General features: G+C 43.8%; 16 protein-coding genes. 6 read left to right on the top strand and 10 right to left on the bottom strand.

What is annotated here, in order from left to right:
• Positions 1 to 348: 348 nt before the first annotated feature.
• The 4 genes from ACFSRY_RS18035 to ACFSRY_RS18020 form a co-directional block, all read right to left on the bottom strand.
• Entirely contained in the window at positions 349 to 861 is a 513-nt protein-coding gene (locus ACFSRY_RS18035) for an FKBP-type peptidyl-prolyl cis-trans isomerase (protein WP_377511188.1), read from the bottom strand.
• A gap of 90 nt (positions 862 to 951) precedes the next feature.
• Positions 952 to 2895 carry an AAA domain-containing protein gene (locus tag ACFSRY_RS18030; RefSeq protein ID WP_377511185.1) on the bottom strand — a complete coding sequence of 648 codons (1944 nt, stop codon included), beginning with the start codon at positions 2893 to 2895 and terminating at the stop codon, positions 952 to 954.
• 176 nt (positions 2896 to 3071) lie between these two features.
• Entirely contained in the window at positions 3072 to 3635 is a 564-nt protein-coding gene (locus ACFSRY_RS18025) for a hypothetical protein (RefSeq protein ID WP_377511182.1), read from the bottom strand.
• A 57-nt stretch (positions 3636 to 3692) separates the two neighbouring features.
• Positions 3693 to 5957 carry an efflux RND transporter permease subunit gene (locus ACFSRY_RS18020; protein WP_377511179.1) on the bottom strand — a complete coding sequence of 755 codons (2265 nt, stop codon included), beginning with the start codon at positions 5955 to 5957 and terminating at the stop codon, positions 3693 to 3695.
• Positions 5958 to 6072: 115 nt separating this feature from the next.
• Here ACFSRY_RS18020 and ACFSRY_RS18015 point away from each other — a divergent pair, with 115 nt between their 5' ends.
• From ACFSRY_RS18015 to ACFSRY_RS18005, 3 genes are all read left to right on the top strand, one after another.
• A complete protein-coding gene (locus tag ACFSRY_RS18015; protein WP_377511176.1) occupies positions 6073 to 6354 on the top strand; it encodes a hypothetical protein in 282 nt (93 codons plus the stop codon).
• Positions 6355 to 6508: 154 nt separating this feature from the next.
• Complete coding sequence (locus ACFSRY_RS18010; RefSeq protein WP_377511173.1) at positions 6509 to 7303, top strand: thymidylate synthase; 795 nt, start codon at positions 6509 to 6511, stop codon at positions 7301 to 7303.
• A 76-nt stretch (positions 7304 to 7379) separates the two neighbouring features.
• Positions 7380 to 8144: an MBL fold metallo-hydrolase gene (locus ACFSRY_RS18005; protein ID WP_377511170.1), complete on the top strand. Its 765-nt coding sequence runs from the start codon at positions 7380 to 7382 to the stop codon at positions 8142 to 8144.
• Positions 8145 to 8238: 94 nt separating this feature from the next.
• Here ACFSRY_RS18005 and ACFSRY_RS18000 read toward each other — a convergent pair whose 3' ends face one another.
• The 6 genes from ACFSRY_RS18000 to ACFSRY_RS17975 all read right to left on the bottom strand — a co-directional run bounded on the left by ACFSRY_RS18000 (position 8239) and on the right by ACFSRY_RS17975 (position 16573).
• On the bottom strand, positions 8239 to 9300 hold the full coding sequence (locus ACFSRY_RS18000; RefSeq protein ID WP_377511166.1) for an oxidoreductase: 1062 nt from the start codon (positions 9298 to 9300) through the stop codon (positions 8239 to 8241).
• A gap of 89 nt (positions 9301 to 9389) precedes the next feature.
• The gene (locus tag ACFSRY_RS17995; protein ID WP_377511163.1) at positions 9390 to 10559 is read right to left on the bottom strand and encodes a Gfo/Idh/MocA family protein; all 1170 of its coding nucleotides are present in this window, start codon (positions 10557 to 10559) and stop codon (positions 9390 to 9392) included.
• Positions 10560 to 10744: 185 nt separating this feature from the next.
• Complete coding sequence (locus ACFSRY_RS17990) at positions 10745 to 13858, bottom strand: M4 family metallopeptidase (protein WP_377511160.1); 3114 nt, start codon at positions 13856 to 13858, stop codon at positions 10745 to 10747.
• Between the two features lie 336 nt (positions 13859 to 14194).
• Positions 14195 to 15019 carry an aminotransferase class IV gene (locus tag ACFSRY_RS17985; protein WP_377511157.1) on the bottom strand — a complete coding sequence of 275 codons (825 nt, stop codon included), beginning with the start codon at positions 15017 to 15019 and terminating at the stop codon, positions 14195 to 14197.
• A 61-nt stretch (positions 15020 to 15080) separates the two neighbouring features.
• A complete protein-coding gene (gene dprA, locus ACFSRY_RS17980; protein WP_377511154.1) occupies positions 15081 to 16205 on the bottom strand; it encodes a DNA-processing protein DprA in 1125 nt (374 codons plus the stop codon).
• Between the two features lie 20 nt (positions 16206 to 16225).
• Positions 16226 to 16573, bottom strand: a complete 348-nt coding sequence (locus ACFSRY_RS17975) for a MerR family transcriptional regulator (RefSeq protein ID WP_377511151.1) — start codon at positions 16571 to 16573, stop codon at positions 16226 to 16228.
• Between the two features lie 201 nt (positions 16574 to 16774).
• On the opposite strand from ACFSRY_RS17975, the gene alaS reads away from it, so the two are divergent.
• From alaS to ACFSRY_RS17960, 3 genes are all read left to right on the top strand, one after another.
• Positions 16775 to 19405, top strand: a complete 2631-nt coding sequence (gene alaS / locus ACFSRY_RS17970) for an alanine--tRNA ligase (RefSeq protein WP_377511147.1) — start codon at positions 16775 to 16777, stop codon at positions 19403 to 19405.
• A gap of 371 nt (positions 19406 to 19776) precedes the next feature.
• Positions 19777 to 21234, top strand: coding sequence for an Asp-tRNA(Asn)/Glu-tRNA(Gln) amidotransferase subunit GatB (gene gatB / locus ACFSRY_RS17965; protein ID WP_377511143.1), 1458 nt, complete (start codon positions 19777 to 19779; stop codon positions 21232 to 21234).
• A gap of 10 nt (positions 21235 to 21244) precedes the next feature.
• On the top strand, positions 21245 to 22363 hold the full coding sequence (locus ACFSRY_RS17960) for a redoxin domain-containing protein (protein WP_377511140.1): 1119 nt from the start codon (positions 21245 to 21247) through the stop codon (positions 22361 to 22363).
• The last annotated feature ends 73 nt before the right edge of the window (positions 22364 to 22436 follow it).

Below are 22436 nucleotides of genomic sequence, written 5' to 3'. Positions count from 1 at the left end.
CTTAATCGAGCTTTTCTTCTTTTTATCAAATAGCCCACTAAAAAGACAACAGTGAGTAAAAGGCAAACAGCAATTATTAACACTGTAATTATTGAAGCTATTTCCATACTTTAAGTTTACCCCAACTAGCGGATATGCGTAAACATACGTTTATCTGCACTATGTACAAAGGCGTGTGAGTTGGCTTTATGGCTCTATCTCCTCTGTTACATATATTTTATACTATTTAGCTAATATAGTGATAAATTTATAATAATCTCAGCAGGACAAACAATACTATTTTAAAAGAAACAGGGAGCACCATTTCTGATGCTCCCTGTCTTATAAATCAATAAGTATTATTCAGGTTTAGTGATGCACACCACCCTCGCCGTGAACATGCCCGTGGTCAATCTCTTCCTGAGTTGCCTCACGCACATTTTCTACTTTGCCTTTAAAGCTCAGTGCTTTTCCAGCCAATGGGTGGTTAAAGTCCATTGTTACGCTGTCATCTTTCACAGCTATTACACGTCCCTGCAGCTGGTTGCCTTCGCTGTCAGCCATTGGAATGAAATTGCCTTCCTCCAGCATATTGTCAGGAATACTTCCTTCTACCTCAAAAACATTTTTAGGCAGATCAACAATTGCATCAGGGTTTATATCGCCATAGCCTTCTTCAGGTTTCAATTTAAAATCAAAGGTATCGCCAGCATTTTTACCCTCCAGGCTATCCTCAAATTGTTCCGGTAATCCGCTCATACCATAAATGAAAACCATCGGATGTTCTTCATTCGCTGTTTCCACCAGGTTCTGTTCTCCGTTCTCGTCTGTAATACGAAGCTCGTAGGTGAGCGTAACTACTTTGTTATTCTCTATTTTCATGTTTTAGAGTTTAAATTATCACAAGTATTAAAGGTACGAAAAATAAAAGCCTTCCTCTAATCCTGTTTGTCTTTTCTAATGTCAGCTGCCCTATGGCATTATTTCTGTCAGTTCCCAGGCACTTCGATAAGCATGAATACTCTCTACGTAAGAAAGAAAGTCAGCATAAAAAGGGTGTTGGCTAAGCGTAGCACTGTCACCCACAATCACTAATTTCTTCTTAGCCCTGGTCATGGCCACATTCATCCTGCGTATATCTGCCAGGAAACCAATCTCTCCCTGTTCGTTGCTACGCGTCATGCTGATGTAGATAATATCGCGTTCCTGCCCCTGGAAACTATCTACTGTACCAACTGACAGGTGACGTAGTTGCCTTAACTCATGCAGTTGCGGCATGTGCTCAATTTTATCTTCCAGGTAGTTAATCTGTGCCCGGTAAGGAGAAATCACGCCAATGCGCAAGTGCTCAATTTCTTCATCGGCGTGGGAATAATGCTTGAGCAGGTGTGCCAGGTGATTTAAAAGAAGATTTGCTTCTTCCGGATTAGCAGAACTTTGTCTTTCGGGAGAATCTTCTTCATAAAAACCACATCCTGCTGTATCAACGAACTCAACTGCCATGCCTGCAGGAAAATGGATATTATACGCATGCAGGTCGCTGCTGTGCACACTTTCATCAGCCATCAGGTCTCCATGGTAAAACTGCTTGTTTGAAAATTCCATGATGTGGTGGTGCATCCGGTATTGAGTTTTCAGCATTACGGCCACATCCGGCTGCCGCTCAATACATTTCTCAAAAAGGGTTTTGTTCAGGCCTCCTTTTTCTGCTTCAAAGGATTTTACAGTAGGAGGGAGCTGGCAATGATCACCGGCCAATACCACACGTTTAGCCCTGGAAATAGGAATCCAGCAGGCTGGTTCAAGTGCCTGGGCAGCTTCATCAATAAACACTGTATCATACTCCAGGTGGCGGATAGCCTTATTTGCTGCGCCCACCAGGGTACAGGTAATTACCTCCACGTTATGCAGTAGGTCATCTGTTATGTACTCTTCCACACGATCCGCTTCTTCGAGCAAGCGCCTGCTTTCTGACCTGAAGAACTGCCGCTGGGCCCGCTCTTCATGGCCGAATTTCCGTTTAAACTGGGAGGCCATCCGCATATATTCAGCGGCTGTTTTCCGGTAATCCTTCAGGTTCTTATAAGAGCGGTGACTCATGATCTGGGCATCCAATGTATGCTCCAGCAGCACATCCGACACCCGGGAGGGATTACCTATTCGAATCACATTCACCCCTTCATTTGCCAGCTTTTCTGTTAGTAGGTCTACAGCAGTGTTAGAGGGTGCAGTAACCAGCAGGCGCTTCTGCGTTTCTAGTGTTTTAAGTATGGCCTGCACCAGCGTAGTGGTTTTACCTGTTCCGGGAGGTCCATGAATAATGGCCACATCTTTTGCCTGCACAATTTTCTGAACTGCTTCGTTCTGAGATGGATTAAGTGTGGGAATCGGATCCATCTTTTCATCCGTGAACCGCGGAGCAACATCGCCTAACAGGATGTCCCGCAATTCTGCCAACCTGGTGCGATAGGCTTCCAGAACTTTCTTCATGGCTATCTCCATTTCGCGGTAGCTCATTTCATCGAAAGTAAGATCAATGCCCAGGCGGCCATCATCAATCCAATCGGGCAGGTCTTCTTTATTGGTCGCCAGCAGAACCTTATTCCGTTTGAGGCCAACAATAACACCGCTCAGGCTTTGCCGCTCTCCATTATTCGTGAAAAGAGCTGCTGCTTTACCAGTCTGTAAAAGATGCAGCTGATCACGATCTTTTGTTCGCTCAAGCTCTATCACCACCTTATTGCCAAAACCGAGTTCTTCTTTGGTGATGGTAACAGGGTACCAGCAAAAGCCCATTGCCTTACGTTCCGCAATGGTGCTTTTCTGACTCTTCAGCTTGTACTGCTGCCGGTCTTCTTCCTGCTCTATTTTTAGCAGGTCCTGCACCTGCCGAAGTTCATTTAATATCTCGCTCATGTGTATCAAAAAAAGAGGCTGGTTTGCAGCCAGCCTCTCCCTATATTTTTAAGACGTCCTGGTTATGATGCCTTCTAAAAAGACAGTCATTTTTAACTAACAATCTCCAACTCCTCCGGATTCCCTCTATATTACTAAGTCCCTGACTTAGTAATATAAAAGCTATACCTGTATTCTTAGGCTTTCTTCTTTTTACGTGTAACTGTTGCCGCTTTATTTAAACGCACCTGCAGAAACACAGCATAAAGCAAAAGCACAAAAGCAACAACAGCTAAAATAGTTATTACTTTGTCTTTGCCATAGCGCAGGTTATAAGACTCCTTTATCTGCTCATTCAGGTCTGCTATTTCGCGCTCACGTTTTTTTAACTGTGACTGGAGTGTTTTTACCTGACTCTGTAGCCCGCTTATGCGTGAATCAATAATCCGCTGGTCTTCCAGCACAATTTTACCTTCACGCTGGCTTTCTACCGTACTGGCTGCCATTTGTTTAATAGTAGCCTCTTTTACGGCTGCAATCAGTTCAGAGTCGGTATTAATGATCTTTTTGAGTGTTTCAATAATGTGGAGCAGGTCTTTTTTTGACTTTTTCCCCCAGAAATTACTGTTCTGCTGGTTGTAATACTGGTACTCCATCACGAGCTGCTCCCGCTCATTCATAAGTCTTGTTAACTTGTCGTCCTGCGCATGTCCTTTTATACAGGCAATGCATAAAAAGACAATTACCAATAGCTTCTTCATCTTGTTCTCCAAAAGGTAGTCTAACAATTTAGACGTAAAGATGGTCATCTTATTGGACTAGCCCTTAACTTTTTTTGAGGGTTTGTAAAAATACAAAATCAAAACAGGTAAAAGATACAAGTCTGCCACCACAGCAAACAGCAAAGTAAGGCTTACAAACAGGCCAACGTAAAATGTGCCGTCAAAGGTAGAGAGAATTAGCGTCATGAAACCTCCCATCAGAATACAGGAGGTAATGATAATGGCTTTACCGGCTGATATAAAGGATCTTTTAATAGCATAATGCAAAGACCTTCCAGCCATTAACTCCAACTTCAGCTTGCTCAGGAAGTGGATGGTATCATCCACGGCAATACCAAAAGCAATGGTAAAAACAATAGAGACTGAAACTGTCAGGTTAATGCCTAAAAAGCCCATGATGCCTCCGATCATCAGCAAAGGGATGATATTGGGTACCAGCGAGATCAGCACCATTCTGAAAGACCGGAAGATAATACCTACAATCAGGGCAATTACCCCAAAAGCAATCAGTAGTCCCTGCATCATGTTCATTGTTACGTATTCATTATTCTTATCGAGCAGGAGGGCGCTACCCGTTAGCCGGGTCTGCAGGTATTCCGGGTTTATGTTTTGTGCCATGAAAGTCCGGAGGGAGTCGTTTAGCACAGTTGCGGCAGCACTTCCTATGTCCGTCATTTTTCCCGTTAAACGTCCCTCTTTAGCGTCCGGTGTTACCACACTCCTCATTTCGCTGCGATTCTTAAAAGCTTCCAGCCGTCTCCTCACGCTTTGTAACTGCCGCTTGTTCTCTGGCAGCTTATAATATTCATTCAATCCGCCGCTTTGTGCTCTGTTAACAGTTTTAACTATAGTGGCAGGCGATGAAACAAAATTAAGCCCATAGGTGCCTTCCAGGTAATTTTCCAACTCCTCGATCTCCTGCAGTACTTCATAATCATAAATAGTATGATCCGGACCGGCAATCAGGTGCAACTCAAAAGGCCTTACACCCGCAAATTTTTCTTCAAAGTATTTAAAGTCAAGTATGATTGGGTCATCATCCCCCAGGTCTTCAAGCAAGGTAGTATCTACTTTGATCATACTGATCCCCACCAGGCTTAACATGGTTATAAACGCACTGACGGTAAGGATAAGACCGGGATTCCGGAGAACGTAGCGAAGCATACGACGAAGTGTTATAGGCCAGGAAAGGCCCCTGCGCTTAACTTTTTGAGTATCGGGCCTCTTTAGCAGCACTAGTAGCGAGGGAAGCACTGTAAAGGCAAGTACAAAGGCCAAGCCTATGGAAATGGCTGTATATAAACCGAAATTACGGATAGGAACTATATCTGTCGTTAAGAGGGTAAGAAAACCAACGGCCGTGGTTACAGAGGTTAGAAGCGTAGCCAGCCCAACCTCCCTTAAAGTAACTTTTATGGCTGCCATTTTCTCTGTGCCGTGGCTAAGCTCTGTCAGGTAGCGGGAGAGTATATGGATGACATCAGACATGCCCACCACAAAAATGATGGTAGGCAACAGAACCGTCATAATATCGATTGGCTTCCCAAAAATCCCCATGGCTCCCAACCCCCAGATAACTGACAGCAGTACAATTATAAGCGGCACCACCACACCCCAAAGCGTTCGGAATGTGATCCAGAGAAAAAGGATTACAAGCAGAATGGAGGCAGACATAAAGATGGCAAGCTCCACCTGCATCTTCTCTATGAAAACTGACTGCGCCAATGCCTTACCTGCCATGTGATGATCATACATGTTTAAAGCCTCCAGCTTGTCTGTTACAGCAGCTATCAATGTATCACTTGCTCCTTTACCCAAATCATCTGTAGTCTGCACAAACAGCGAAACGGAAGTAGCGTCTTCAGAAAACAATGTTCCTACCAGTTCTCCGTTACTGTAAATTATGGTGGAGTCCTGGGAAAAACGCTCAGGCTCCTCTAAATGAAGGTATGGAATCTCGAAGTAACCAAACTGCTCTATAACAGGGCTTTTGATGGTAGTAGGAGAGAGCACCGCTTCCACGTTCGGAAGGCGCTGCACAAACCTGGTGAGGCTGTCAACTTTTAGTAGAAACTCCTGATCAAACAGGCTCTTGTTATTATCCAGTCCGATCAGCAGGTAGTCATTATCATTGCCGAATTTGTCACGGTAGCTAAAGTAATAAGTAAGGTCAGGATCTCCTTTAGGGAAAAAGTTATCAAAGTTATAGTCGAACCGGAGCTTTGTTGCATAATGTATACTTACTGCTGTGAGCAAACCGACCAACAGTAATACCAGGTAACTTAATTTTCTGTAGTTCAAATCAAAAAAATAGCGATAAAACTCATTTTTTCAATACGCTCAAAAGCGTATTTTTACATAGAAACAACTAAAGGTAGTTTGTTTTGTTTAAAACGGATTCTCATTAAATTACGGTATGAAAAAACTGGTTCTTATGCTGGCAGTCGCCAGCTTTATCGGTACAGCGGCAGCTGTTCCTGCATTTGCCTGCGAAGGTGGCAAATGTACTATGCAGCATAGCGCAAAAGACGGTGCTAAAACAAAAAAAGGCAAAAAAGGAGCTCAGGAAGAAAGCTGCCATATGACTGCCGCTGCTACTGATAAGGCTGCAGAAAAACCCATGTCGTGCTGCATGAAGAAAGAAGCACCAAAGACTGAGTCGTCTAAAGAAACAAAAGACAAGAAAGCACAACAATAAGCGCTTTTACCTGCCTAAAGCAAAAAGCCTCCTGCTATTCAGGGGGCTTTTTGCTTTAGCTTTAGTTTTAAAACAGTTAGGGAACCTATCTATTACTATTCAACAATTCATATTATCTTTAACAGTTAACTACTTTAAAAGTATCCTTTATAACATGAAGCAATATTTAGACCTGATGCAACACATCCTGGACAATGGGGTGAAGAAAGAAGACAGAACCGGAACAGGAACGTTAAGCATTTTTGGTTATCAGATGCGATTTGATCTTTCAGAAGGGTTCCCGCTGGTTACTACCAAGAAAGTGCACCTCAGGTCGATCATTCATGAATTACTGTGGTTTCTGAAGGGAGATACCAACATCAGTTACCTCAAAGAAAACAGAGTATCTATCTGGGATGAATGGGCAGATGAGAATGGTGACCTGGGACCAGTGTACGGTTCTCAGTGGCGGAGCTGGCCAACCCCGGACGGAAGACACATTGACCAGATCTCACAAGTGGTAAACCAACTGAAAAACAACCCGGATTCCCGTCGGATAATTGTGAGTGCCTGGAACGTGGCAGAAATAGAAAATATGAAGCTACCCCCATGCCATGCCTTCTACCAGTTCTATGTAGCTGATGGGAAGCTGTCCTGTCAGCTTTACCAGCGTTCTGCCGATGTGTTCCTGGGTGTGCCATTCAACATTGCTTCCTACGCTTTACTAGTGCTCATGATGGCCCAGGTTACAGGTCTGGAGCCTGGGGAATTCATCTGGACGGGAGGGGATACCCATTTGTACCTGAACCACCTGGAACAGGCACAGCTTCAATTGACCAGGGAGCCACATGAACTGCCAGTAATGAAGCTGAACCCAAATGTAAAAGACATCTTCGATTTTAAATTTGAAGATTTTCAATTGCTGAACTATAACCCTCATCCCAGCATCAAAGCACCTGTGGCAGTGTAACAGACAGCCTGGGTAAACTTTAAGCACAGACTTTTGTATAACTCTATTTAAGGTTAAACAATTAAAAACCATAATTATGACACTAAAGTCTTTACTTGCTTTTATCCTTTGTTTGGCATGCCTGCAAGCATTCGCACAGCGTGCTGTACCTGATCAGATTGAAACAAAAAAGGGAAACTTAACCATACAACCTGTTACCCATGGTTCTTTGGTACTAAACTGGAATACCAAAACAATCTATGTTGACCCGTATGGAGGAGCAGAGGCTTACACGGCCTTACCTAAGCCGGACCTTATCCTGATCACAGACATACATGGTGATCACCTGGATAAAAAAACATTAGATGCCCTGGATACGGAAGGAGCTGTATTTGTGGTTCCTCAGGCGGTGGCTGATCAGTTACCTGAAAAGTATAAAGATCAGGTAAAGGTCATAGGGAATGGTGAAAGCATCAGTGAACTAGGCATGTTTATTAACGCTGTTCCCATGTACAACCTTCCGGAGAGTGAAGACTCCCGACATACAAAGGGAAGGGGCAACGGCTATATTTTGAACGTTGGAGGAAAGAGGGTTTATATTTCAGGAGACACGGAGGATATACCTGAAATGCGTGCCCTGAAAAATATTGATGTTGCCTTTGTCTCTATGAATTTACCCTATACAATGGATATTAACCAGGCAGCAAGTGCTGTTTTAGAGTTTAAACCTAAGATCATTTATCCATACCACTACCGTGGGCAGAATGGGTTAAGCGATGTGGAAGCATTCAGAAAAAAGGTAAACGACAAGAATAAAAAGATAGACGTGAGGCTGAAGGAATGGTATCCCAAAAAGGGTTAAATTAAAAGCCTACAACTAATAAGAGCACAGGTGAAAGCCTGTGCCTCTTTTTTTATTTATTCTGCTCTTGAGAGCAAAAGAGTACTTAGTGGTTTTAGTAATATTTCACCCGACGCTTCTCATCATTACTCTGCATTGCCAGTTCAATTACCCTGATGGTGTTTCTAGCCTGTTCTGGCTTTACAAACAACTCTTCTTCACCTAGGATAGCTTTGTATAAATTGTGGTATAAGCCGGTATAATCTCCCTTCTCACTTTTTACTTTACCTGTTACCTGCAGCCCCTGTAAATCTGCGTTGATGTCTCCCCAGATATTTTGCGGCTCCAACCCCCAATCAGCTACGTCAGCAGGAGTTAACCCTTTTTTTAAAGCTTCTTCCTGTACATCAATCCCATACTTTACAAATGAGCCTTGGTCCCCCAGAAGCCTGTAACGTGGCGTTGGCTCTTTAACCAGCATGCTTGCTTTAAGAATAACCTTGAGCTTTTCATAATGTAGCACCACTTCAAAATTATCAATTATACTGGAGCCACTTCTTTGTATCCGAAGGTCGCCCATCACTTCCTCTGGAGCCCCGAATAAACAAAGTGCCTGATCGATAAGATGTGAACCCAGATCATACAAAATACCAGATCCGGGTAAATCCTCTTCTTTCCAGGTGTTCTCTTTCAAAAAATTTCTGAACCTGTCGAAACGAGCCTCATACTCAACCAGGTTACCTAACAAGCCACTGCTTAATACTTTTTTGATAGTTTGAAAGTCGCTGTCCCATCGCCTGTTCTGAAAGATGCTCAGTAACCTCCCTTTTTTGTTTGCCAATTCAATCAGCTCATCAGCTTCGGCAGAAGTGGTGGTAAAGGGTTTGTCTACAAGCACATGTTTCCCAGCTAACAAAGCTTCTTTTGCCAATAAATAATGGGTATGATTGGGGGTGGCCAGTACCACTAAATCAATTTCTTTGTCGGCGAGGATGGCTGTAGTTTCCTTCACGATAGTTGCATGTGGGTATCTGGAGTTGGCTAGTCTGATTTTTTCTGGTCGTGTTTCTCTTATTGTTTTTAGAAATAAGCCCGTAACGTTAGTTATAAATGGACCATGAAAAACCTGACCCGCCATTCCATAACCAACCAGTCCTACGTTTATTTTTTTGCTCATGCTTATATCAGGCTTTGCACTAGAAGTACCCTATTTAGCGAATAAAGTTAATGCAAATTGATGAGGCAATACATTCTGAGTGTTTCCCTTTAGCTTATTTGCACTTTTTTACCCGTTCTGGCAGCTTCGTAAATTGCCATTAAGATATTTACATCCCTCATCCCCATTTCCCCAGGCACTCTTGATTCTTTGTTTTCCAGGATGCATTCAGCAAAAGCATCCATTTGTCTGGCCTGCTGGTTCACGTTTGGTAAGTTCATGGGACCTTCACTCGTACGTCCTTTTATGCCTGAGTAGCCGAAAGATGGCTGCAACTCCCACCACCCATTTTTTGCTTTGCCGTATAACCTGCTGGCGCTATCATTGTAGCTACTGCTGCAGTAGGCAACTGCTCCATCCTGGAAATGCATCTGCCAGTCAATCGACTGCTCCACCTCATCAAAATAATCAGGCCGGGTTATCTCACCAAACTTGGCTGTAACAGCGCTTGGTTCGTTTCCTAACGTATAAATGGCACCCTGTACACAGTAAATTCCCAGGTCCATCAATGGGCCGCCTCCCGCCAATTCCTTATCAAGCCGCCACACGGTTGGGTCACCACGCAGTACAAAGCTGTCAGCAGCCTCAATTTTATTGACGGCACCATATACTTTTTGCTGCCCCAGTTCCATTACCCGCTGGTGGTGTGGCTCAAAATGTAACCGATACCCAATCGAAAGCTTTACATTATTCCTGTTACAGGCGTCGATCATGCGCTTGCAGTCTTCTACCGAGGTAGCCATAGGCTTTTCACAAATTACATGCTTACCTGTTTCAGCTGCCTTTATGGTATATTCTGCATGCATGCCATTGGGTAGTACTATGTAGATAATGTCTATATCCGGATTACCCTTGATTTGCTGCATGGTATCGTAATTATAGATGTTCTTGTCCGGAATATTATACTTCCTCTTCCAGGCTTCAGCTTTGGATGGTGTACCTGTAACGATACCTGCCAGGTGGCATTTCTCTGTATCCTGCAGGGCAGGTGCCAGTTGATGCGTGCTATAGCTGCCTAAACCTACCAAGGCTACCCCTAATTTCTTTTGGCTGGGTCTGACTGTTTCGAATTCTGAATCTGATCCTGTTTCACTGCTTCCGGCTGCTCCGGTGCTAAAAGAGATTAGAGGCATACCCAGCGCACTGGCGCCTAATGCAAAAGAAATACCTTTGATAAAGCTGCGCCGGTCATGCAACAGGTTTTGGTTATGCTTTTTCATCTTAGGAACTTTAAAGACACATCTACTTCCAAAATGTATAAGTATTTCATTTGCAAAAGTTTAAATACAGCACCACATGCCAGTAATTTTATAGTGAAAAAATGTTTTGTGTTGAGGGGGGAATAAAAAAAGATACCCGGCCAAACTGACCGGGTATCTATGCACAATGAAAATTATTGTAAAAACTATTCTTTCACAATTCTCTGATGTGTTTCTTTTTGGCCATCGTGTATACTTATCACATAGATGCCTGTAGGAAGTTTTGAAACATCCACACGTTGCTCATTGCCCTTAACCTCTGTACGAATTAATTCTACTCCCGTAACGCTCAACACCTTTACAGTTACACTTTCAGAAGGTGCGCTAACCCGGATGTAAGAAGTAGCAGGGTTTGGATATACTATCACATCCGGTCCTGTTTCTTCTCCCAGATTTTCAGACTTAATGCTGCTACTTGAAGAGGTGGCCATTAGCGCACTAACAATGTTAACGCTGTAATCCTCCACTTCCCCATAGCTGAAGGTTTCACAAGATGTTTGTGCCGCGTTATATTTCATAGAAACGCGCATTCTGGTTTTACCAAGAAGGGCAGTAGAAGGCACATTCACTGTTGCACTTAAAGTACCACTGCTGGATGAAGAACCGCTTACAACCTGTTCACCGGTATCATCGAAATCACCATCCTGGTTAAAATCGATCCATACCTTCCAGTATTCGGTATAAGCCGTACCGGAGAAGCCAGCGCTAATATAAATTGTGCTGCTGCCGCCACGTGTAGTTGAACCAGTTAGCGACGTGTTATCTTTATACCCCCCGTCATTACCGGAAGAGTTGTTAATTCCACCAAACTGCACCAGGTCAATCCACTCATAACTTGCATTACTGCCTTTTGATGTACAATAAGTTACAGCAGCGGCTGAAGTTGTGAAAGTAGCAGAAGATGAGTAGGCAGAGCTACTACCAGAACAAACTGTACTTACCTGAAACTCATATGGTGTGCTGGCCGATAAACCAGTTGCATTCGCAGATGTGCTCGTTACACTGCCCGTAGTCCAGGTTGTTGTGCCTGTTGGTCTGAATCGAACGCTGTAACTGGACGCTCCGGAAACAGCACCCCAGGAAAGAGTTGCTGAAGTAGTTCCAACGTTAGAGGCAGAAAGACTACCGGGAACAGCACATGTAGCAGATGCCCCAGAAATTTTTATGGTATAATCTTCAACCTCTCCATAACCAAAGGATTCACACGCTGTTTGCGCTCCATTATATTTCATAGACACGCGCATACGCGTAGTTCCGGAAGCAGAGGAGGAGATGGTCATATTACCACTAACAGCTGTTTTGCTTAAAGTACCTGCGTTATATGCCAATTCACCTGCATCATCAAAATCACCATCTTTGTTATAGTCGATCCAGATCTTCCAGTATTCATTATATGCTGTGCTGGCAAAAGCAGGAGTAAGCGTGATAGCGTACGTGCTACCTGCATTCACATTTACTGAAGTACCAGTAAAGTCTGAATATCCGGCAGCAGTGGATGTTTTGCTAAAGCTTCCTATTTTTACTCCGGCTATCCACTCATAAGAAGAGTTATTGCCCTGAGAGGTACAGTAAGTCACCTCACCATACTTACCACCGATGCCAACGGCATGCCAGGCATTTGTTGTCTGAATAACCTGGGTAGAACCTGCACCATAAAGATCAACCGCAGCCTGTATGGAGTAGGTACGGGCATCTGCATAAACAGAGTTAGATGTTAAATAAACAGCTTCAGTACGGTACGCAATTTTTGCAGCAGCATCAATGCCTATGCCAGTGACACTAAAGCTATTGCCGATGTCATTTGTGCCTGATTTACCAACGGAAAGAACATAGAACCAGTGGTTAAGTACACCGCTGTTATAGTGCACCCCACCATTATCTCCTGTACCACTATACCACATGTCCCCTTTGTATGTATCTGGCTGGCCTTCAGAATTAGGATCACTCATGGAGCGTAAAGCAGGACGCTGCTTGTCAATATCTTCTCCTATCAGCCAGATGGATTTTTCAGGTGCAGCATAATGCTCCACGGCAGCACCCCAGATATCAGAAAAACCTTCGTTCATGGCACCAGACTCATTGCTATAAACAAGGTTTGCGCTATTGGAGCAAACTGCGTGGCCAATTTCGTGAGCACCTACGTCCAGGCTGGTTAAGGCATCAAAACGGGTTGCTCCGTCGCCATAGGTCATCACTGAGCCATTCCAGAACGCATTTTCATAGCTCTTGTCATAATGCACATAACTCTTGATTTTTGCTCCTGCGTTATCATAGCTGTTTCTGTTGTGCTTCAGCTTGAAATAGTCGTATGTCATTTGTGCAGCCCAATGAGCGTCCAGTGCCGCATTATCTTTGGCTGTATTGTTAAATTCACCCGAAGTCCAGCTATTGTCATTATCGGTAAAGTCTACAGCAGCGGTATAACTGGTACCTGTCTTACAGTTGTACGTTTCTATGCCGCTGCCACGGGTATACTCACGTAAACGGTAAGATCCGCTATAGCTATCGGTTGTTACAGTTCGGGTGCCGCTGTATCTTGTTGCTGCACTACCAGAAGCTGTTGCATGTTTAATGATAGCATCTTTGAAAACAATCTCTCCAGTTTGTGCATTCACATACACATAATCCCGGCTTACAGGCTCCTGCGCATAGATATCAAACTTATAAGCAAGAACTGGCTTACCTTGATTTTCCTTGTTATTAGAATAAGTATTATCAATGATCACCAACTCGCCTTTAGGAAAGAAAGTGGCATTAGGATCATTCTTTAGCTGCTTTGCCCAAGCCTCCTGGTCAGGCACCTGCCACATGTATTTTTTGGCATTGATGTATTTTAGTGCACTTGCCAGCGCAGCCTTTTCAGACAATGCAGCTTGAGTGCTAACAGCACCAATTTTCTTAAAGTCGCCGTTGATGGACTGCACCACACCGTTCTTGCTATGAACAATGTATGCCCCATGCTCAACTTTTATCCCTTTATAATATTGATTAAATCGCTGATGAATAAAGCCTATATCATCTTTCTCTGATTTACCAGGTTTCAGATCATCAGCAGCTGAAAGGTTAAGGTAAGTCTTCAGAACTTCTCTTGCCTGTTCAGAACGGTGAGCAGCTCCTTCGGTATTAAACTCGATAAATGCAGGTGTGCCATTGGCAGCCTCTACTTTTTGTTTGATTTTACTCTGACCCTGGCCATAAGCAGAGGGAGAAAAAAGTACTCCGCCCAGAAAGAGCGAAGCGTAGATGTAAATGTGTTTCATAAATAAAATGTTGTTTAAGGTGAGATTAATTAAAGTATTTCTTTTTCCATCGAATTGTTTTAGGTTTGAAATCAAATACTTACTCAGCAATGTAAATAAAACAAAGCATGATTTACAGGAAGATGAGGCACCTTCAGTAACATGAGCTATACTAATATTATGTATAACTCTTTAAATTATAGAAAGAGCTGAATATTAAGAGTATGGTTTATTGGAGAGCCCATTCAGGGGTATCTGGGAAGAGGTTTGGACGAAGCCAGTTTGAACATAGGTTGTGGGAATAGAAGCCCTAGTTCAAGAAAATTTATCTACTTAAGTAACAAGGTACTAAGAAAATCAATCCATCATATTTAGCTGATTTCTAAAATAATCAGCAAGGGTAGAATGGCGGTGTAATGGCTTCCCGTTTAAAAAATAGATGTCCTTTATCCCAGTTACATTAGCAGAAAAAACTTCATCTGCCAGAAAAAGCGTTGTAAATGGAGCCTTACTTTCCCTGACCAATATACCCTCTGATTCACACCACCTTAAAATATTCCGCCTCATAATCCCATTAACACAGCCAGTTTCTAAAGTTGGAGTGAAGAGTTCATTATCTTTAAACCAGAATATATTAGAGGAAGTAAGCTCAGCGATATATCCCTCTGAACTTAGAAGTAAGACATCATCCATTTTCAGACGCTGTTTGTCCATGCTGGCTAAAACATAAATAGGGGAATTAGGACCTTTAAAGTGTGAGAGTGGTGAGAAAGCGGTTCTTATTTTCTCGCATACTCCAATAGAGAGAGGTTCAACAGTGGCTACTGAAGCAACCTGAGCTGTGGCAAGCCAATCAATGTCAGATGTCTGTGGGCTGTATAAACCAGCACCGGCTCTCCATACTTTAAGCTTCAAACGTCCTGATGCCTGAGCGCCATTCATATGGGACAGATTCAGCAGTACTTGCTCAAAGTTGTTTTCCAAAAATAAAGACGGAACGTTAAAATTAAGCGCCTGCGCTGCCTCCTGCATCCGGTCCAAATGGTCAGACCAAAAACGCAGCTTCCCATTCACCACCATTACAGTTTCAAAGAAACCGTCGTTGTACTGAAAAGCACGATTAGTCAGCGGTAAACGAAATTCCTCTTCAGGTAAAAGCTCGTTATTGAATAGCAGGTACATGGGCAGGTTTTATACCTGCTAATATAGGAGATTATCCTGCTTTTAAATATAAAAATAGAAATCAGGAGGCAAGCAGCTCAAATCGCTTACCGGGCTTTGCTTTAACTATACCTTTAAACTCCAGGCTTAATAACACAGAAGCCAAAGCACTTACCGGCACCTGGGATTTCCAGCTAAGATTATCCATGTGCTCTTCTTTTGACTGCTGTAAGACATGCAAAACTTTAAGTTCCTCCTCATTGAACTCAGAAGCATCAAAGGAAGCTTTGGCTTTAAAGCGGGTTTCCGCTTCATCCTGTAAATCCCAATTCATTAATTCCACCAGGTCCTGCACAGATGTATAAGCAACTGCTTTCAATGACTTGATCAGGTAATTTGTTCCTTCTGAAACAGGGGAGGTGATATTTCCAGGAACAGCCATGACCTCTTTGTCATATCCATGGGCGATATCGGCTGTGATAAGGGTGCCGCTTTTTAACGCAGCCTCTACCACAATAGTACAGTCTGATATACCGGCAATTATCCTGTTTCGCGCTGGAAACCGAGGGGCATCGGGCTTTGTGCCAAAGCTGTTTTCTGTTAGCAATCCACCCTGGCTTAACATACGTTCTGCGTACTTCCTGTGTACAGCTGGGTAAACCGACTCTGGCCCTGTGGCCATTACACCAATGGTAGGTAAACCAGCCTGTAAAGCAGCGCGGTGTGCCACCACATCAACGCCATAGGCGAGACCGCTGACTACTACAACATTATAAGGTTTTAGGTCCTCTATGATACGCTCCGTCACGGTTTGTCCGTAGCTGGTGATCTGGCGGGTGCCTACAATACTGATGATGCGTCTTTGATTCAGGTTCACATTACCGCGATAGTACAGAAGGGTAGGCGCGTCAGCTATCTGCTTGAGACGGTCAGGGTATTTGGGAGAAGTATAGAATAGCAGTTGCACATCCTCCTCCTCAGCCCGCTTTACGATTTCCTCAGCTTGCAAAAGGGCTGACCTTTTCCCCTCTGCAATCCTCCGGATAAGTACGGTTCCTACACCCGGAATCTTTTCGAGTTTGCCGGGTGGTGTCTCAAATACTGCTTTAGGTGATCCGCAATAACTTACCAGTAAACGAGTAAGTTGAGATCCTACTCCATAAAGTTTTGTAAGTGCTACAGCAAATAAAATCTGTTCTTCCGCCATCGTAAGGGCTTACGTGGCTTTTAAGCTTTGGTGTTCAACTGGTCCTTGATGCCTACCAGAAAAGCTTTCACTTTTTCCAGTGACTCAATGATTTCTATCTTATCCTTTGTCTGAACAGATTTGTTCTTCATCACCTCTTTTGCTCCTTGTATGGTGTACCCACGCTCCTTTACGAGGTGATAAACTGTGCGAAGCGTCTCAATGTCTTTTGCGGTATACTGGCGGTTACCCTTCTTGTTCTTCTTAGGGTTTAACTGCTCAAACTCCGTCTCCCAGAAACGTACAAGAGAGGGGGCAACATCAAACATGGCAGCAACTTCCCCAATCGTATAGTACTGCTTCTCTATTTCTTTTTCTTTATAAGGCATAGCTTAATTTCTATATGAAGGAAACACACGATGAATTTTTGTACAGTTATTACTGTTTACGCCTAAAATATGCTACTTTTGCCTCTATTAGGCTTTGCAAAGGGCACAAATATTGCGCGTTTCCGTAAGGCAAAAATTCTATATTTTTTGTTATTAAACAACAAGTATAGCACTAAGTATCTAAATGCTTAATACTCATACATGAATTCAGCTGAGATAAGACAAAAGTTTCTCGACTTCTTTGCTTCCAAGCAACACCAGGTAGTGCCTTCAGCACCAATAGTTGTTAAGGATGATCCAACCCTGATGTTCATCAACTCAGGTATGGCGCCTTTCAAGGATTATTTTTTAGGTAATAAGCCTGCACCCTATAAGCGCATAGCCGACACACAAAAGTGTTTAAGGGTAAGCGGCAAGCACAACGACCTGGAAGAGGTTGGCTATGACACCTACCACCATACCATGTTCGAAATGCTTGGTAACTGGTCGTTTGGCGATTACTTTAAGAAGGATGCGCTGGAATGGTCGTGGGAGCTGCTGACGGAAGTATACAAGCTACCAAAGGACAGGCTATACGTTTCTGTTTTCCAGGGCGATGAAAGCGAAAACCTGCCTATGGACCAGGATGCCTACAATATATGGAAGTCTATGATCGCTGAGGACCGGATACTAATGGGTTCTAAGAAAGATAACTTCTGGGAAATGGGAGACACAGGTCCTTGCGGTCCCTGCTCTGAAATTCATGTGGACCTACGAACGGATGAGGAACGCGCGCAGGTAGACGGCAAGTCTCTGGTGAATAACGATCATCCGCAGGTTGTGGAGATATGGAACAACGTATTCATGGAGTTTAACCGATTGGCCGATAGCTCTTTGGTGAAACTTCCTGCACAGCACGTGGACACAGGTATGGGCTTTGAACGGCTTTGCATGGCAATCCAGGGCAAGCGCTCAAACTATGATACAGACGTTTTCCAGCCTCTGATCCAGTATGTAGCCAAAGAAGCCGGAGTGAAGTATGGCGAAAATGAGAAAACAGATATTGCCATTCGCGTAATTTCTGACCACATCCGTGCCATTGCTTTTACAATTGCCGATGGTCAGCTGCCATCTAACAACAAGGCCGGTTATGTTATCCGTCGTATCCTGCGTCGTGCGGTGCGTTACGGTTTCACTTTCCTTGATTTCAAAAAGCCGTTCCTGTACAAACTGGCTGCCGTGTTGGCTGATCAGATGGAAACTGTATTCCCGGAGCTGAAGCAGCAACTGAGCTTTGTGCAGCGCGTGATCGAAGAAGAAGAGAACGCGTTCCTGCGTACGCTGGAAAATGGTCTGAAACGCCTGGATGCACTGGAAGCTAAATTCAAAGAAAACAACAATACCATCGATGGCAAAACTGCTTTTGAGCTGTATGATACCTTCGGTTTTCCGCTTGATTTGACCGCCCTGATTGCCCGTGAAAAAGGCCTGACAGTGGACGAAGCTGGTTTTGGCGTAGAGATGGAGCAACAGAAAAACCGTTCGCGCAACGCATCGGCTTCGGAGCAAAGCGACTGGGTTATAGTTCAACCGGACGTAACTACTGAGTTTGTGGGCTACGACTGTAATGTTTCGGACTCGCATATTGTGCGTTACCGCCAGGTGAAGACCAAGAACAAGAGCGAATACCATATCGTGCTTGACAAAACTCCTTTCTATGCAGAGAGTGGTGGTCAGGTAGGCGATACCGGTTATTTGGTTTCTGACTCAGAACAGATCGAAGTGCTGGATACGAAGAAAGAGAACCATCTTATACTTCATATCACGGCTAAGTTGCCTCAAAACATCGAAGCTGCTTTCCGTAGCGAGATCGATTTTGAGCGTCGTAACTATATCCGTAAGAATCACTCTGCTACGCACTTACTGCATGCCGCTTTACGTAAAGTTTTAGGTGAGCACGTGCAGCAGAAAGGCTCTTTGGTAAACGAAAAAGTACTGCGCTTCGACTTCTCGCATTTCGCTAAAGTGGAAGATGCACAGATTCGTGAGATAGAGCATATCGTGAACGAGCGCGTGCGTCAGAGTATTCCACTGGAAGAACAGCGTAATGTGCCAATTGCAGAAGCGAAGGATATGGGAGCCACGGCTCTGTTTGGTGAAAAGTATGGCGAGTTTGTTCGTGTGATTGCTTTTGATCGTGAGCATTCCGTAGAGCTTTGTGGCGGCACGCACGTGTACAACACCGGTGAGATAGGCTACTTTAAAATAGTATCTGAGAGCTCAGTAGCGGCAGGCGTCCGTCGTATTGAGGCCATTACAGCTAAGGTAGCAGAAGACTTCGTGCAGGCACAGCTGGATGAGCTGCATGCTGTTCGTGAAGTGCTTAACACGCAAAGCAATGTTTCCGGTGCTGTTGAGAAGCTGCAGGAAGAAAATAAAGCCCTTCAGAAACAGCTAGAACAGTATGAACTGAAGCAGTTGAGCAGCCTGAAAGATTCTTTAGCGCAAAATGCACAACAACTGGATGGTATAAACCTGGTAGCTGAGCAGGTGGAGGTAAGTTCATCGGACTACTTGAAGAAGCTGGCATTTGATATGCGCCAGGTAATAGATAACTTAGTGCTGGTTCTTGCTGCTGAAATAGATGGTAAACCACAAATCGCTGTTATGCTATCTGATAACCTGGTTGCTGAAAAGAACATGAACGCCAGCCAGATGGTGCGTGAACTTGCCAAGGAGATTCAAGGCGGTGGCGGTGGCCAGCCATTTTATGCAACTGCAGGCGGTAAGAACGCTGCAGGTCTTGCGGCAGTGCCGGGTAAGGCAGTAGAATTAGTTAAAAGCATACTATAATTGCATGCTTATGGCTACTGAAACTATAAACCTGGATAAAGCGAGAACATTGTATTATGTCATCTTTTATTCATTTATATTTTCAAATATAGGCTATTCATTAACACGGGTTTCGGTTATAAAAGGCGATTTTGCTTCATTATTTCCCTTTTTCCCGGCTGTTATTGGGTTTATAGCTTCGCCTATTGGCTTATATTATATATTAAAGAGTTATTAAAAAAAAGAAGATAACCAAAAGCAAAAGAAGGTTTATCTGATAGGTATAGGGCTGGCAAACATAATCACTTTAGTAGTACTACTGCTATTGATTATATTAGGCCCAGATTTTATGACATTATAATCTATACTTAACAGGTACTAGATAAATTAAAATGGATAAAGCGATAAGAGATAAATACCAAGCAATTATTGGCCTGGAAGTGCACGCGCAATTATTAACAGAGAGCAAGGCCTATTCATCCGACTCTACCGAGTATGGCATGATGCCTAACACTAACTTAAGTGTGATTACACTTGGCCATCCTGGTACGCTGCCACGCATAAATAAAAGAGTGGTGGAAATGGCCGTGAAAATGGGCTTGGCAACAAATTGCGACATCACGCGCTACAACATCTACGCACGCAAGAACTATTTTTATCCCGATCTGCCAAAGGGCTACCAAATCACCCAGGATAAAACACCTGTGTGTACCAACGGCAATATTTCTATAAAAGACGCAGATGGGAACGACAAGCAAATCGGCATCACGCGTATCCACATGGAAGAAGATGCGGGTAAGTCCATGCACCTGCCTGGTGAAATAGAAACCCTCGTTGACTTCAACCGTGCGGGGGTACCGCTTATTGAGATCGTTTCTGAGCCAGACATTCGTGATTCTGTAGAGGCCTACAACTACCTGACAGAGATCAAGCGACTGGTGAAGTACCTGGATATTTGTGATGGTAATATGGAGGAAGGGTCTCTGCGTTGTGATGCTAACATTTCTGTAATGTTAAAGGACTCTCCGCTTTGGGGCACTAAAGTAGAGGTAAAGAACATGAACTCTTTCCGAAATGTGCAGCGTGCTATTGAGCATGAAATTGAACGCCAGATCATGGTGCTTGAAAACGGAGGCAAAGTAGAAGGTGAAACCCGAAACTTTGATGCTAATACAGGTGCTACGACAGCCATGCGTTCTAAGGAGACACTTAATGATTATCGTTATTTCCCGGAGCCGGACCTGCCACCTCTTGTAATAGAACACGAGTGGCTTGAAAGTGTTCGTGCCGCCATGCCTAGCCTTCCGCAGGAGCTCTACAACCGTTTCGTGAACGAACTGGGACTACCAGAGTATGATGCTGCCGTTTTAACTGATGCCAAAGAAATAGCTTTATACTTTGAGGAGCTTTGCAAGGAAACCAACAACTACAAAGCTGCATCTAATTGGATGATGGGTCCGGTTAAGTCTTACCTGAACGAACTTCAGCTGCATATCAAAGACTTTCCTTTAGCTCCTGTGCAGGTTGCACAGCTTATAGCACTAGTGGATGATAACAAAGTAAGCCATTCCGTAGCTTCTAAAAAGATATTCCCGTACATGCTGGAAAATCCTGCTTCCACTGCTCAACAAGTGGCGGAAGAGCAAAACCTGATGCAGGAATCTGATTCAGGGGAATTAGCACAGATCATACAGGAGGTCTTAGCTGCCAACCCGGCTAAGGTAGAAGAATACAAGGCTGGCAAGCAGTCATTAATTGGCATGTTTATGGGAGAGATAATGAAGAAGACGAAGGGTAAGGCTGACCCTAAAGTAGCAAATCAGCTTCTCCGCGAAGGTTTAAATGCTTAAACACAGGCTTATGAAATTCAAAAACATCATGCTGGCAGCTTCTGCTGCCGCTGTAATGGCCAGCTGCCAGGGAAACAAATCTGCCTCCAATGAAGGAAACAACTTTACAGTTGAAGGTAAATTTGAGAATGCCACGGCAAAGCAGGTATACTTATACGAATTAACGGAGCAGGAATTTGTTCCGCGCGATACTGCTGAGTTGGAAAAGGATGGGTCCTTTAAATTTAAAGGAAAGGTGCAGGAGCCAACTTTTTACCGGATTGCCATGGATCAGCAAAATGGAATTATGCTGGTTCTTGATAGTGGCAAGATCAAATTGGCTGCCAATGCTCAGGATTTAAACGGCACTGTAAATATCGAAGGATCAGAGGATTCCGAACTCTTCCAGCAGCTTAACAAGCTTGTTAATGAGTCAAGGATGAAGCAGGTTGAGTTGGAGCAACGATTTAATAAAGCCATGCAGGAGGGTAACGAAGCAGAGGCAGAGAATATACGCCAGGAATACCTGGTACTTCAACGAAGCGTTAAGGATTTTATCGCACAGCATCCTGGTTCAGTAGTCTCTGCATTTGGTACGGCCAGTCTCATCGATCCGGTTAATGACTTTGCCTTTGCCGATAGCATGGCAACGCTGTTCAGCCAGAATATCCCTGATTCAAAGTACACTACAATGCTTAACGAGCGCCTGAAGCCCTACAGAAGTACGGCAATAGGACAAACTGCTCCTGATTTCGCCTTGGCAACTCCGGAAGGAGATACAAAGTCTCTTTCGTCTCTGAGAGGCAAATATGTACTTATCGATTTTTGGGCCAGCTGGTGCGGTCCTTGCCGCAAAGAAAATCCAAACGTTGTAAAAATGTACAACAAGTATAAAAACAAGGGAGCAGGCTTCGAGATCTTTGGAGTGTCCCTGGACCAGTCAAGAGATAAGTGGTTGGCTGCTATCGAGAAAGATCAACTAACCTGGCCCCATGTTTCTGACCTGAAAGGATGGGAGAGCAGTGCTGCACAACTCTATAATGTAACTGCTATACCACAGACAGTGCTTCTGGATCCGGAAGGAAAAATCATAGCAAAGGGTTTAAGAGGAGAGGACCTGGAAAATAAATTGGCCTCGTTGCTGAAGTAAGTTACTTAGCATAACCTCAACAAAAAAGCCTGTCTTTCCTAGACAGGCTTTTTTGTTGAGGTATGTAAAACAG

The organism is Pontibacter locisalis (genome assembly GCF_042684605.1).
GTDB classification, from domain to species: Bacteria; Bacteroidota; Bacteroidia; order Cytophagales; family Hymenobacteraceae; genus Pontibacter; species Pontibacter locisalis.
The sequence above is the reverse complement of the archived record's forward strand: the minus strand, read 5'-3'. Positions and strand labels throughout refer to the sequence as shown.

Excerpts from the sequence above, each read along its gene's own strand:
- ACFSRY_RS18015 (WP_377511176.1), top strand. The coding sequence starts at position 6,073 with ATGAAAAAACTGGTTCTTATGCTGGCAGTCGCCAGCTTTATCGGTACA.
- ACFSRY_RS18000 (WP_377511166.1), bottom strand. The coding sequence starts at position 9,300 with ATGAGCAAAAAAATAAACGTAGGACTGGTTGGTTATGGAATGGCGGGT.
- gatB (WP_377511143.1), top strand. The coding sequence starts at position 19,777 with ATGGATAAAGCGATAAGAGATAAATACCAAGCAATTATTGGCCTGGAA.
- ACFSRY_RS18035 (WP_377511188.1), bottom strand. The coding sequence starts at position 861 with ATGAAAATAGAGAATAACAAAGTAGTTACGCTCACCTACGAGCTTCGT.
- ACFSRY_RS18010 (WP_377511173.1), top strand. The coding sequence starts at position 6,509 with ATGAAGCAATATTTAGACCTGATGCAACACATCCTGGACAATGGGGTG.
- ACFSRY_RS18025 (WP_377511182.1), bottom strand. The coding sequence starts at position 3,635 with ATGAAGAAGCTATTGGTAATTGTCTTTTTATGCATTGCCTGTATAAAA.
- ACFSRY_RS17990 (WP_377511160.1), bottom strand. The coding sequence starts at position 13,858 with ATGAAACACATTTACATCTACGCTTCGCTCTTTCTGGGCGGAGTACTT.
- alaS (WP_377511147.1), top strand. The coding sequence starts at position 16,775 with ATGAATTCAGCTGAGATAAGACAAAAGTTTCTCGACTTCTTTGCTTCC.
- ACFSRY_RS18005 (WP_377511170.1), top strand. The coding sequence starts at position 7,380 with ATGACACTAAAGTCTTTACTTGCTTTTATCCTTTGTTTGGCATGCCTG.
- dprA (WP_377511154.1), bottom strand. The coding sequence starts at position 16,205 with ATGGCGGAAGAACAGATTTTATTTGCTGTAGCACTTACAAAACTTTAT.
- ACFSRY_RS17995 (WP_377511163.1), bottom strand. The coding sequence starts at position 10,559 with ATGAAAAAGCATAACCAAAACCTGTTGCATGACCGGCGCAGCTTTATC.
- ACFSRY_RS17985 (WP_377511157.1), bottom strand. The coding sequence starts at position 15,019 with ATGTACCTGCTATTCAATAACGAGCTTTTACCTGAAGAGGAATTTCGT.
- ACFSRY_RS17975 (WP_377511151.1), bottom strand. The coding sequence starts at position 16,573 with ATGCCTTATAAAGAAAAAGAAATAGAGAAGCAGTACTATACGATTGGG.
- ACFSRY_RS18030 (WP_377511185.1), bottom strand. The coding sequence starts at position 2,895 with ATGAGCGAGATATTAAATGAACTTCGGCAGGTGCAGGACCTGCTAAAA.
- ACFSRY_RS17960 (WP_377511140.1), top strand. The coding sequence starts at position 21,245 with ATGAAATTCAAAAACATCATGCTGGCAGCTTCTGCTGCCGCTGTAATG.